Consider the following 12,772-nt stretch of genomic DNA (forward strand, 5'->3'; position numbering starts at 1 on the left):
TTAAATCGCATTACGCAGGCTGAGGTTTTCCGGGTGCGGTTGCAGGTAGGCCTGCTGCGCGATGTAGCGGTCCGGATGCTGGCGAAAGTGGTGCTTGAGCAGCGTCAGCGGCACCACCAGCGGCACGATGCCCTGGCGGTATTGGCTAATGATGGTCTGCATTTCCTGTTTGTCTTCGGCGCTGATGGCTTGCTTCAGGTAGCCGCTGATGTGTTGCAGCACGTTGGTGTGGGTGCCGCGTGTGGCGCACTGGGTCAGGGCGCTCATCAGTTCGCTGAAGTAGCCGGCGGCCAAGGCGTCGAGGTCGACGTCCTTGGGCATGCTGCCCAGCAGGTTGCCCAGGCTTTTGTAATGCACCGGGCTGTGGGCCATCAGCAGGTATTTGTAGCGTGAGTGAAATTCCAGCAGGCGGTGACGGGTCAGACCTTCGGCGAGCAGTTGCTGCCAGGTGGCGTAGACGAACACCCGGGTCAGGAAGTTTTCCCGCAGCACCGGGTCATTCAGCCGACCGTCTTCTTCCACCGGCAGGTTGGGATGGCGTGCGCAAAACGCTTGGGCGTAGATGCCGCGCCCGCCACCGTCGATGGGCATGCCGTTGTCCTGGTAGACCTTGACCCGCTCCAGGCCGCAGGACGGGGATTTCTGCATGAAGATATAACCGCAGAGATCGGTGTGTTCAGCGGCCATTTGTTGGCCGTAGTCATCCAGTGGCTGGGTCACGTTGAGTTCGCGATGCACGGTGCCGACAGCTTGGGGATTAAGCGGGTCGCCCACCAGGCGAATCGGCTCGCGGGGAATGCCCAGGCCGATGGCGACTTCGGGGCACAGCGGCACGAAGTCGAAATAGTCGGCGAGGGTCTGGCTGCACAGTTGGGATTGTTTGTGCCCGCCGTTGAAGCGCACGTTCTCGCCCAACAGGCAGGCGCTGATGGCGATTTTCGGTTTTCCGGTGGCGGGCAGGGTGCTGGACATGGCCAAACCTCAGTGAAATTCCTGTACAGAGTTAAATTTCTGTACAACTTGATCTCATCATAGGTTTTAAGCTGTACAAGTCAAATAATTTGTACAGGTATTTGCAGGATGGCTATTTCCAACCAATTTTCCAGTCTTCGGCGCTTTGCAGGGTTTGCCAAGCCAGGCGCTGAACCCGATGGCTCATTACAGCTTCCAGTTCGATTTCCTGCACATCGCCTTCGTCGTCGCGCAGCAACTTGGTCACCAGGAAGTGTTTTTCCTTGTGCTGCGGACGGGCTGCTGTCCACTTCGACAGCAGCAACTTGGCGGGATTGATACGGTTCATTGCAGGTGCTCGATCAACCGCCGTGCCGCTTCCTGGCCGCTGAGCCAGGCGCCTTCCACGCGGCCCGACAGGCACCAGTCGCCGCACACGTACAAGCCCAGGTCGGCGTCGGCCAGCACGCCAAATTCATGGCTGGTGGACGGCCGCGCATACAGCCAGCGGTGGGCGAGGGTGAAGGACGGTGCCGGCATGGCGCTGTGCAAAAGTTCGGCGAAGGCACCGTGCAAGTGCTCGACCACCGCTTCCTTGGACAGGTCCAGATGTTGCTTGCTCCAGGTGCTGGTGGCGTGCAGTACCCAGGTGTCGAGGCGGGTGTCGCGCCCGGGTTTGCTGCGGTTGCGGGCCAGCCAGTCAAGCGGGCTGTCCTGCACGAAGCAGCCTTCCATGGGCGTATCCAACGGTTTGTCGAAGGCCAGGGCGACCGCCCAGGTTGGGTCCATTTTCACGCCGGCGGCGGCACTTGCCAGCTTTGGCGCGGCGGCCAACAGGGCGGTGGCTTGGGGCGCCGGCGTGGCGATAATCACGTGGCTGAACGGGCCGTGGTTTTCGCCGTCGGCGTCCAGCAGGTTCCAGTGGTGTTTGCCCTGGAACACTTCGGTGATGCGGCAACCGAACTGCACCGGCAAGTCATCCAGCAGGGCGCGGGTGATCGCACTCATGCGCGGCGTGCCGACCCAGCGGATCTGTTCATCGGGGGAGGGCGTCAGTTGCCCGGACTTGAAGTTGTACAGCTGCGGCTTCCATTGCTCGGCACAACCATCGGCCTGCCAGCGTTGCACCTCGTTGACGAAGCGCCGGTCGCGGGCGGTGAAGTACTGCGCGCCCATGTCCAGTGCCCCCGCATCGCTGCGCTTGCTGGACATACGACCGCCACTGCCACGGCTTTTATCGAAGAGTTGTACAACGTGCCCCGCGTCTTTTAACGCTCGGGCGGCGGAGAGACCGGCGATGCCGGTGCCTATGATCGCGATGGGAACAGTCATGGGAGGCCTCGTTTTACCGTTGGGTACAGACTACGCCGACACCAATAGCTGTACAATATTGTTTTTTGGTATAAGTTTTGGCGTACCTGATCGTTTGGCGTGACCTATGGTTAACCCTGAGGGTTTAACCACCGTTGCGCCCGATTAGAACATCCCTGTCTATAAAATAGACTAACGGTGGTCGGCGAACGTTACACGAGGAACAACTCATGCACATTTTGCTGACCGGCGGTACGGGTTTGATCGGCCGCCAACTTTGCCAATACTGGCTTACCCAGGGCCATCGCCTTACGGTCTGGAGCCGTCACCCCGAACAAGTGGCCAAGTTGTGTGGCGCCCAAGTGCGCGGCGTGGCTCGCCTGCAAGACATAAACGAGGCGGTGGACGCGGTGGTCAACCTGGCCGGCGCGCCGATTGCCGATCGGCCCTGGACGCATAAGCGAAAGGCGCTGCTGTGGAGCAGCCGCATCGGCCTCACCGAAACGTTACTGGCCTGGTTTGAGGGGCTTGAGCAAAAACCGGCGGTATTGATCTCCGGTTCTGCGGTGGGCTGGTATGGCGACGGCGGCGAGCGTGAGCTGACCGAAGACAGCGGCCCGGTACAGGACGATTTCGCCAGCCAGCTCTCTATCGCCTGGGAAGAAACCGCCCAGCGCGCCGAGGCATTGGGTATCCGCGTAGTCCTGGTGCGTACCGGGCTGGTGCTGGCGGCCGAGGGCGGCTTTTTGTCGCGGCTGTTATTGCCGTTCAAACTGGCGCTGGGCGGGCCGATCGGCAATGGTCGGCAGTGGATGCCGTGGGTCCATATAAAGGATCAAATCGCCCTGATTGATTTTCTTCTGCACAAGGAAGGCGCCAGCGGTCCTTATAATGCCTGTGCGCCACACCCGGTGCGCAACCTCGAATTCGCCAAGACCCTGGGCAAGGTCCTGCACCGCCCGGCGTTCATGCCCATGCCGGCGTTTGCCTTGCGCATTGGCCTGGGTGAGCTGTCCGGTTTGTTGCTGGGTGGCCAGCGGGCGTTGCCGCAGCGGCTGCTGGCCGCCGGTTTCACTTTTCAGTTTACTGAGTTGCACGCGGCCCTGGACGACTTGTCCAGCCGCCTCTAGAGATAGGATGTTGCATGACGGATCACGCGTTGTTACTGGTCAACCTGGGTTCACCGGCGTCCACTTCGGTGGCGGATGTGCGCAGCTACCTTAATCAATTCCTGATGGACCCTTACGTCATCGACCTGCCGTGGCCGGTGCGGCGCTTGCTGGTGTCGCTGATCCTGATCAAACGCCCCGAGCAGTCGGCCCATGCCTACGCCTCGATCTGGTGGGACGAAGGCTCGCCGCTGGTCGTCCTCAGCCGCCGCCTGCAACAACAGATGACCGCGCAATGGACCCAAGGGCCGGTGGAACTGGCAATGCGTTATGGCGAGCCGTCGATTGAAAGCGTACTGACGCGCCTGGCGTCCCAGGGCATCAAGAAAGTCACCCTCGCGCCGTTGTACCCGCAATTTGCAGACAGCACCGTGACCACGGTGATCGAAGAAGCCCGACGCGTGGTGCGGGACAAAAAGCTGGCGATCGAGTTTTCGATTCTGCAGCCGTTCTACGATGAGCCGGAATACCTCGATGCCTTGGCCAACAGTGCCAGGGCCTATGTGGAGCAGGATTTCGATCACCTGCTGCTGAGCTTTCATGGATTGCCCGAGCGTCACCTGAAAAAGCTCGACCCTACCGGGCAACACTGTTTCAAGGACGCCAACTGCTGCCAGAACGCCTCACCCGAGGTGCTTGCCACGTGTTATCGCGCGCAGTGCTTCAGCGTTGCGCGGGACTTCGCGGAGCGCCTGGGGTTGCCAGATGGCAAATGGTCGGTGGCGTTCCAGTCGCGGTTGGGCCGGGCCAAGTGGATCGAACCCTACACCGAGGCGCGCCTTGAAGCGTTGGCTCAACAAGGCGTGAAGAAGTTGCTGGTGATGTGCCCGGCGTTTGTCGCGGACTGCATCGAGACGCTGGAAGAGATCGGCGATCGCGGCCTGGAACAATTCCGCGAGGCGGGGGGCGAGGAGCTGGTATTGGTGCCTTGCCTGAATGATGACCCGCAGTGGGCGGCGGCGCTTAATACCCTGTGTGAAAGAGCGCCGGTTGCACTGTAATCAAGCCGAGTGAGGACTGAATGTGGGAGCGGGCTTGCTCGCGAATACGGTGGGTCAGTTAATGAAGATGGCGACTGACCCACCGCCTTCGCGAGCAAGCCCGCTCCCACATTGACTGTGCCCACTCTGAGTTTTCGGGGTTACTCGTGATGCGGCTCGCCCAGGAAGGTCAGGGAACTGAACAGTCCGCGAGTCGCTACATCAGCATTGTCTTTAAGCGGGATCTCCACCTGCGCGGCAATCACATTCAATCCTTCATTCCTCACCATCACCTGGGCGCGACCGTCTTTATCGGTCTCGGTGCTCAAGGTGTTCGGTGCATTGCGATAGTCCCCGATCAGCTTGATTCCTGCCGCTGGCTTGCCATCCAGCAGCACCCGTACGGGCAGTGATTTACCCGGGCCTACGGTCAGCGGATCAACTTCCGGCAAGATCAGCAGTTTGATCTGATCCAGCTTCGGCAACTTTGCTCCCGGCTGGTAGATCGCCAGGCTGTACTTGAAGGTCTGGGTCGACTCAATCGCCCCCGGCACTTTGCTGCGGCCCTCGTTGATCCATTTCTTATCAGCCGTCTGTGACCACATGCCGTTATCCAGCGCCACGGCCAGGACAACCGGCGATTTGAGCGGCTTCAGGCGTGCATGGTCGGGCAGGCGTTCCACGGTCACCGGGATCATTTTGCCGCTGGCGTCATAGGCCCAGGCGCCGCTGATTTTCTGCGCCTTGAACGCGTTGTCTTCGGCGCCGTGGCCGTAGATCACTTCGATATTGCCGCGCCGTTGTTCGGTCCACAGCCCGTGGGCCGAGACTTGGGTGGCAAACAACAGGCCGAGCACGGCCAGGGATTTGAAGGCTTGCATGGAGACGTCCTTTTACAGGTTGAGGGTCAGGCTGACGGTGAAATTGCGCGGCTCGCCGTGGTTGACCCAGTAATTGCTGTAGGAGCGCTCGTAGTACTTTTCATCGAACAGGTTGTTGAGGTTCAGGCCCACGGTGACGTTGTCGCTGGCCTTGTAATGGGCCAGCAAATCGACGGTATGGTAGGCCGGCAATTCAAAGCTTTTGCCGGCTTCGCCGGAGCGGTCGCCGACGTAGGTAAAGGCCGCACCGAGGTCGGAGCCACGCAACAGGCCGTCCTGGAATTCATACACCCCGAGTAAACTGCCGCTCCGTTTGGCCACGCCGAGAATTCGGCTGCCCGCGGGGATGTCTTTGTCACCTTTAGTCACTTCGGCGTCGATGTAGGCAAAAGCGCCGATGACCCGTATCGCGTCAGTCACTTGCCCGGTCAGTTGCAGGTCAAAACCCTGGCTGCGTGCCTTGCCCATGGCCCGCTGCATGTCGGTGGCCGGGTCTTTGGTCAGGACATTTTCCTTCTCGATATGGAAGGCGGCGAGGGTGGTGCTCAGGCGGTCGTCGAACAGCTCGCTCTTGATCCCGATTTCATAACCCACGCCTTCCTCCGGCTTGAAGGTTTTGCCGCCGGCGTCCAGGCCATTGTTGGGTTTGAACGAGGTGGAGGCGTTGGCGAACAGGCCCACTTCGGGCGTCAACTGATAGAGCAGGCCGGCGCGTTGGGTCAGGGCGTCATGAGTCTGCTGGCTTTTGGCGTGGTTGCGGGCGAAGTCGTCGGTGTGTTGCTCGAAGTGTTCGAAGCGCGCGCCGATCATCCCGCGCAGGCGGTCGGTGAAGATGATCTGGTCCTGCAGGTTCAGCGCCTGGCTTTTCACCTGTTCGAAAAAGTCGGTGCCCGAGCGTTCGCCGTTGGGTTTTGGCTTGCCGTAGACCGGCTTATAGATGTCGATGGTGTAGTCGCCGCCAGCAATCGCGGTCACCCGTTCTTTCTTGCGGTAATCCTCGTATTCGGTGCCGATCAGCAACTCGTGCTGCCAGCTGCCAATGTCGAACCGGCCGCGCAGTTCGAGCTGGGTGATGCTGTCGTGCCAACCGGTGGAGCGTTCGCGGTAGCGACGGTTGAGGGTGTGGCCGTCGGCACTCAGTGGGCGGTTTTCCGAAGCGTCGCCCCACAGGCTGCCCTGTTTGTAGTGGCTGGCGAGGCGCAGTTGCCAGGCATCGTTGAGGTGATGTTCGAGGGTGGCTTGCAGGCGGTTGTTGTGGTTGCGGATATCGCCGTCGTTGGGCTCGCCGAGGAAGGTCGAGCGGGAAACGCCGCTCCAGCGATTGTTCGGCGCGACGATGCCACGGTCGAAGGTGGAGCGGTGGCGCACGAATTCGCTTTCCACCAGCAGGCGGGTGTCCGGGTCCAGTTGCCAACTGATGGAGGGCGCGACGAACACCCGTTTGGCCTCCACGTGGTCGCGGAAGCTGTGGTTGTCTTCCAGCGCCAGGTTCACCCGTGACAACACGTTACCCTCGCTGTCGAGCGGCGTGTTCACGTCCAGCGCAGTGCGATAGCGGTCCCAACTGCCGGCGCTGGTCTGCACGGTGGTGAAGGCTTCGGGTTGCGGCTTCTTGCTGACGATATTCACCGTGCCGCCCGGATCGCCACGGCCATACAGGCTGGCGGCGGGGCCCTTGAGCACTTCGATGCGTTCGATATTGGCCGCATCCGGCGTGCTCGGGTAACCGCGGTTGGCGCTGAAACCGTCCACGTAAAACTCAGAGGTGGTGAAGCCGCGAACACTGTATTCGTAAAGCGTCAGGCCGCCGAAGTTGTTCTGTCTGGATACGCCGCCGGCAAATTCCAGGGCGCGCTCGACGTTGGTGCTGCCCAGGTCCGTGAGCACCGAGGCGGGAATCACGCTGATGGATTGTGGGATGTCTCGCAGGGCGGTGTCGGTTTTGGTAGCGCTGGCAGAGCGGGTGGCGCGATAGCCTTTGACGGGGCCAGTGGCGGATTCATACGCCTCACTGGTGATGCGGGTAGCCTCCAGTTCTAAGGTGGCAGTGTCTTCGGCGTAGGCGGGGTCCACCAGCAAACCCAGGGCGATTCCCGCCAGTGGGGCAAATCTTCGAGACGGCATGATAGAACGTTCCAATAGCGATATTGAAACAATATAACATCTCTATTGAGAGTAATTTTCTTCCGAAACATTAGGTAACAGGAGCCCTCGAACGGGCTCCTTCCCAGGTTATTCCTCTTCTTTCACCGGCGCCGGCGGCGGACGCAGGCCGATTTCTGCCGACAGCTTGATTTCCTTACCGTTGCGCATCACCTGGATCGCGACCTTGTCGGTCGGCTTGATCCGCGCCACCTGGTTCATCGACTTGCGGCCATCACCGGCCGGCTCGCCGTCGATGCTGAGGATCACATCTCCCAGTTGCAGGCCGGCTTTCTGCGCCGGGCCGTCGCGGAAGATCCCGGCGACCACGATGCCAGGGCGCCCGGTCAGGCCAAACGACTCGGCCAGTTCCTTGGTCAGCGGTTGGACTTCAATCCCCAGCCAGCCACGAATCACCTGGCCATGCTCGATGATCGACTTCATCACTTCAGTGGCGAGTTTTACCGGGATGGCGAAGCCGATGCCCTGGGAGCCGCCGGACTTGGAGAAGATCGCGGTGTTGATGCCGGTCAGGTTGCCGTTGGCATCCACCAGCGCGCCGCCGGAGTTGCCCGGGTTGATCGCCGCGTCGGTCTGGATAAAGTCTTCGTAGCTGTTGAGGCCCAACTGGTTACGCCCGGTGGCGCTGATGATGCCCATGGTCACGGTCTGGCCGACCCCGAACGGGTTGCCGATGGCCAGCGCCACGTCACCTACGCGCAAGCCTTCGGAGCGGCCGATGGTAATCGAGGGCAGGTTTTTCAAATCGATTTTCAGGACGGCGAGGTCGGTTTCCGGGTCGCTGCCGACCACCCGGGCCAGGGTTTCCCGGCCATCACGCAGGGCCACGACAATCTGGTCGGCGCCGGTGGTCACGTGGTTATTGGTGAGGATGTAGCCTTCGGGGCTCATGATCACGCCGGAGCCGAGGCTGGATTCCATGCGACGCTGCTTGGGTGAGTTGTCGCCAAAGAAGCGCCGGAATTGCGGGTCTTCAAACAGCGGATGCGCCGGTTTGTTGATGACTTTGGTGGTGTACAGGTTCACCACGGCGGGCGCCGCGATCACCACCGCATCGGCATAAGTCACCGGGCCTTGTACCACCGCGCTGGTTTGCGGTGCCTGTTGCAGGTTGACATCGAGGGTCGGCAGGCCGACCAGTTGTGGATAACGCTGAATAATCAGCATCGCGATCAGCACGCCAGCCAACAATGGCCATCCAAAAAAACGCAGTGCCTTGAGCATTAAGAAAATCCTGACGGGTTGCAGGGGGCGGGAGAGCGCCCATAATGTCGCGCATTATACGAGGCCGTGAGCGCCTCTGAACGGGATATTTAGGAGTCTTTTATGGCCGTCGCCCTGAGCACCTTAGTCGAGGAAGCGGACCGCTACCTTAATAGTGCAAAAATCGCCGATTACTGCCCCAACGGCCTGCAGGTCGAGGGCCGGCCGCAGGTGCTGCGCATCGTCAGCGGGGTGACCGCCAGCCAGGCATTGCTGGACGCTGCCGTCGAAGCCCAGGCCGACCTGGTGCTGGTGCACCACGGTTACTTCTGGAAAGGCGAAAGCCCGTGCATCACCGGCATGAAGCAGCGCCGCCTGAAAACCCTGCTCAAGCACGACATCAGCCTGCTGGCCTACCACTTGCCCTTGGATCTGCACCCGGAGGTCGGCAACAACGTGCAACTTGCCCGGCAACTGGACATCACCGTCGAAGGCCCACTGGACCCGGACAACCTCAAAGTCGTCGGCCTGGTGGGTTCCCTGGCGGAGCCGATGTCGCCCCGCGACTTCGCCCGCCGCGTGCAGGAAGCCATGGGCCGTGAACCGCTGCTGATCGAAGGCAGCGAGATGATCCGCCGCGTGGGCTGGTGCACCGGTGGTGGCCAGGGCTACATCGACCAGGCGGTGCTGGCCGGGGTCGACCTGTACCTGAGCGGCGAAGCTTCGGAGCAGACCTTCCACAGCGCCCGGGAAAACGACATCAGCTTCATAGCGGCCGGGCATCACGCCACCGAACGGTATGGTGTACAAGCGTTGGGTGATTACCTGGCGCGACGCTTCGCCCTCGAACATCTCTTTATCGATTGCCCAAACCCCATATAAGAGCACCCACCTCCGTAGCAACTGTCGAGCGCCAGCGAGGCTGCGTCGGCAGCACCGCCAATCCCGAACCAGGCGCCATACCGAGGCGCGCCCGACGCAGCCTCGCTGGCGCTCGACAGCTGCTACGGGGAGGGGAGGTTTCAGCCAAACCGGGCGGTATATTGATATACCGTTTCGATCTAGCCGGCGCCCTCAATAGAATCAGGTGCTGTGCTAGCATGCCCCGCTCGAACACGGCCCGCTGGCCGTCCATAAGATCGTTTTTCCGTGAGTAGCCATGGTCGACAAACTGACGCATCTGAAACAGCTGGAGGCGGAAAGCATCCACATCATCCGCGAGGTCGCCGCCGAGTTCGATAACCCGGTGATGCTCTACTCGATCGGTAAAGACTCCGCCGTGATGCTGCACCTGGCACGCAAGGCATTTTTCCCGGGCAAGCTGCCGTTTCCGGTGATGCACGTCGACACCCGCTGGAAATTCCAGGAGATGTACAAGTTCCGCGACAAGATGGTCGAAGAACTGGGCCTGGACCTGATCACCCATATCAACCCCGATGGCGTGGCGCAGAACATCAACCCGTTCACCCACGGCAGCGCCAAGCACACCGACATCATGAAGACCGAAGGCCTCAAGCAGGCTCTGGACAAGCATGGTTTCGACGCCGCATTCGGCGGTGCCCGTCGCGATGAAGAGAAATCCCGCGCCAAAGAGCGCGTGTACTCGTTCCGCGACAGCAAGCACCGCTGGGACCCGAAAAACCAGCGTCCCGAGCTGTGGAACGTCTACAACGGCAACGTCAACAAGGGCGAGTCGATCCGTGTGTTCCCGCTGTCCAACTGGACCGAGCTGGACATCTGGCAGTACATCTACCTGGAAGGCATCCCGATTGTTCCGCTGTACTTCGCCGCCGAGCGCGAAGTGATCGAGAAGAACGGCACGTTGATCATGATCGACGACGACCGCATCCTCGAGCACCTGTCCGACGAAGACAAAGCCCGAATCGTCAAAAAGAAAGTACGTTTCCGTACCCTTGGCTGCTACCCGTTGACGGGCGCGGTGGAGTCCGAAGCCGAGACGCTGACGGACATCATTCAGGAAATGCTCCTGACGCGAACTTCCGAGCGCCAGGGCCGGGTCATCGACCACGATGGCGCAGGCTCGATGGAAGATAAAAAACGTCAAGGCTATTTCTAAGGGGCTGTCATGTCGCACGTATCTGATTTGATCAGCGAGGACATCCTCGCCTACCTGGGCCAGCACGAGCGCAAGGAAATGTTGCGCTTCCTGACCTGTGGCAACGTCGATGACGGCAAGAGCACCCTGATCGGGCGCCTGCTGCACGACTCCAAGATGATCTATGAAGACCATCTGGAAGCCATCACCCGCGATTCGAAGAAGTCCGGCACCACCGGCGATGACATCGACCTGGCCTTGCTGGTCGACGGCCTGCAGGCCGAGCGCGAGCAGGGCATCACCATCGATGTTGCCTACCGCTACTTCTCCACCGCCAAGCGCAAATTCATCATTGCCGACACCCCCGGCCATGAGCAGTACACCCGCAACATGGCCACCGGTGCCTCCACCTGTGACCTGGCGATCATCCTGATCGACGCCCGCTACGGCGTGCAGACCCAGACCCGTCGCCACAGTTTTATCGCCTCATTGCTGGGGATCAAACACATCGTGGTGGCCGTCAACAAGATGGACATCAACGGCTTTGACCAAAGTGTGTTCGAGTCGATCAAGGCCGATTACCTGAAGTTTGCCGACGGTATCGCGTTCAAACCGAGCACCCTGACATTCGTGCCGATGTCGGCGCTCAAGGGCGACAACGTGGTGAACAAGAGCGAGCGTTCGCCTTGGTACACCGGCCAGTCGCTGATGGAAATTCTCGAAACCGTCGAGATCGCCAACGACCGCAACTACACCGACCTGCGTTTCCCGGTGCAGTACGTCAACCGTCCGAACCTGAACTTCCGTGGTTTCGCCGGCACCCTGGCCAGCGGCATCGTGCACAAGGGCGACGAAATCGTGGTGCTGCCGTCGGGCAAGAGCAGCCGCGTCAAATCCATCGTCACCTTTGAAGGCGAGCTGGAAAACGCCGGCCCAGGCCAGGCCGTGACCCTGACCATGGAAGACGAGATCGACATCTCCCGTGGCGACTTGCTGGTACATGCCGACAACGTGCCGCAAGTGACCGACGCCTTCGACGCCATGCTGGTGTGGATGGCTGAAGAGCCGATGCTGCCGGGCAAGAAATACGACATCAAGCGCGCCACCAGCTACGTGCCGGGTTCCATCACCAGCATCGTGCATCGCGTCGATGTGAACACCCTGGAAGAAGGCCCGGCGAGCGCCTTGCAGTTGAACGAGATCGGCCGGGTCAAGGTCAGCCTCGACACGGTCATCGCCCTGGACGGTTACGCGAGCAACCGCACCACCGGTTCGTTTATCGTCATCGACCGCTTGACCAACGGCACCGTGGCAGCCGGCATGATCATCGCGCCGCCGGTGACTCACGGCAGCGCGGCGCAGCATGGCAAGTTGGCTCACGTGGCCACCGAAGAACGCGCCCAGCGCTTCGGCCAGCAACCGGCAACCGTGTTGTTCAGCGGCTTGTCGGGCGCCGGCAAAAGCACCCTGGCCTATGCGGTTGAACGCAAGCTGTTCGACATGGGCCGTGCAGTGTTTGTGCTGGATGGCCAGAACCTGCGCCATGACCTGAACAAGGGCCTGCCGCAGGACCGTGCCGGGCGCACCGAGAACTGGCGCCGTGCCGCGCATGTGGCGCGTCAGTTCAACGAAGCGGGCTTGCTGACTCTGGCAGCGTTCGTTGCCCCGGATGCCGAAGGGCGTGAACAGGCCAAGGCGCTGATCGGCGGTGATCGTTTGCTGACCGTCTACGTGCAGGCTTCGCCGCTGGTGTGTGCCGAGCGGGATCCGCAAGGGCTGTACGCAGCGGGCGGGGATAACATCCCGGGTGAGTCCTTCCCGTATGACGTGCCGTTGAATGCTGATCTGGTGATCGACACCCAGGCGTTGTCGCTGGAAGAGAGCGTCAAGCAAGTGCTGGAACTGCTGCGCCAGCGCGGCGCGATCTAAGCGTCACGCGCACAAAAAAGCCCGCCACCGATCACTCGGTGGCGGGCTTTTTCATGCGAACCGTGATCTCTGTAGGAGCGAGCTTGCTCGCGAAAAACCTGAGTGCGCCGCGTTGAATCAGGATGCCAA

General features: G+C 61.0%; 11 protein-coding genes. 5 read left to right on the forward strand and 6 right to left on the reverse strand.

Annotated elements, in window-relative coordinates; genetic code table 11:
• The 3 genes from ACA046_RS04830 to ACA046_RS04840 all read right to left on the reverse strand — a co-directional run bounded on the left by ACA046_RS04830 (position 1) and on the right by ACA046_RS04840 (position 2,283).
• On the reverse strand, positions 1 to 972 hold the full coding sequence (locus tag ACA046_RS04830) for a YbgA family protein (protein ID WP_256576889.1): 972 nt from the start codon (positions 970 to 972) through the stop codon (positions 1 to 3).
• Between the two features lie 112 nt (positions 973 to 1,084).
• Positions 1,085 to 1,300 (reverse strand): TIGR02450 family Trp-rich protein, encoded by a 216-nt coding sequence (locus ACA046_RS04835; protein WP_497676023.1) that lies wholly within the window; start codon positions 1,298 to 1,300, stop codon positions 1,085 to 1,087.
• The gene (locus tag ACA046_RS04840; protein ID WP_076014983.1) at positions 1,297 to 2,283 is read right to left on the reverse strand and encodes an NAD(P)/FAD-dependent oxidoreductase; all 987 of its coding nucleotides are present in this window, start codon (positions 2,281 to 2,283) and stop codon (positions 1,297 to 1,299) included. The genes ACA046_RS04835 and ACA046_RS04840 overlap by 4 nt, the downstream gene beginning before the upstream one ends.
• A 209-nt stretch (positions 2,284 to 2,492) precedes the next feature.
• On the opposite strand from ACA046_RS04840, the gene ACA046_RS04845 reads away from it, so the two are divergent.
• Positions 2,493 to 3,392: a TIGR01777 family oxidoreductase gene (locus ACA046_RS04845; RefSeq protein ID WP_459026110.1), complete on the forward strand. Its 900-nt coding sequence runs from the start codon at positions 2,493 to 2,495 to the stop codon at positions 3,390 to 3,392.
• A 14-nt stretch (positions 3,393 to 3,406) separates the two neighbouring features.
• Positions 3,407 to 4,432 (forward strand): ferrochelatase, encoded by a 1,026-nt coding sequence (hemH, locus tag ACA046_RS04850; protein ID WP_497676024.1) that lies wholly within the window; start codon positions 3,407 to 3,409, stop codon positions 4,430 to 4,432.
• A gap of 140 nt (positions 4,433 to 4,572) precedes the next feature.
• Here the strand turns inward: hemH and ACA046_RS04855 are convergent, their stop codons facing one another.
• From ACA046_RS04855 to algW, 3 genes are all read right to left on the reverse strand, one after another.
• Positions 4,573 to 5,292: a DUF4198 domain-containing protein gene (locus tag ACA046_RS04855; RefSeq protein WP_459026114.1), complete on the reverse strand. Its 720-nt coding sequence runs from the start codon at positions 5,290 to 5,292 to the stop codon at positions 4,573 to 4,575.
• A gap of 12 nt (positions 5,293 to 5,304) precedes the next feature.
• On the reverse strand, positions 5,305 to 7,416 hold the full coding sequence (locus ACA046_RS04860) for a TonB-dependent siderophore receptor (RefSeq protein WP_497676025.1): 2,112 nt from the start codon (positions 7,414 to 7,416) through the stop codon (positions 5,305 to 5,307).
• 108 nt (positions 7,417 to 7,524) lie between these two features.
• Positions 7,525 to 8,679, reverse strand: a complete 1,155-nt coding sequence (algW, locus tag ACA046_RS04865) for a Do family serine endopeptidase AlgW (RefSeq protein WP_017476007.1) — start codon at positions 8,677 to 8,679, stop codon at positions 7,525 to 7,527.
• Positions 8,680 to 8,781: 102 nt separating this feature from the next.
• Here algW and ACA046_RS04870 point away from each other — a divergent pair, with 102 nt between their 5' ends.
• The 3 genes from ACA046_RS04870 (at position 8,782) to cysN (ending at position 12,643) form a co-directional block, all read left to right on the forward strand.
• A complete protein-coding gene (locus tag ACA046_RS04870; protein WP_459026119.1) occupies positions 8,782 to 9,540 on the forward strand; it encodes a Nif3-like dinuclear metal center hexameric protein in 759 nt (252 codons plus the stop codon).
• Between the two features lie 277 nt (positions 9,541 to 9,817).
• Entirely contained in the window at positions 9,818 to 10,735 is a 918-nt protein-coding gene (gene cysD / locus ACA046_RS04875) for a sulfate adenylyltransferase subunit CysD (RefSeq protein ID WP_016971196.1), read from the forward strand.
• 9 nt (positions 10,736 to 10,744) lie between these two features.
• A complete protein-coding gene (gene cysN, locus ACA046_RS04880) occupies positions 10,745 to 12,643 on the forward strand; it encodes a sulfate adenylyltransferase subunit CysN (protein ID WP_497676026.1) in 1,899 nt (632 codons plus the stop codon).
• The last annotated feature ends 129 nt before the right edge of the window (positions 12,644 to 12,772 follow it).

Source organism: Pseudomonas sp. LBUM1641, from assembly GCF_059716235.1.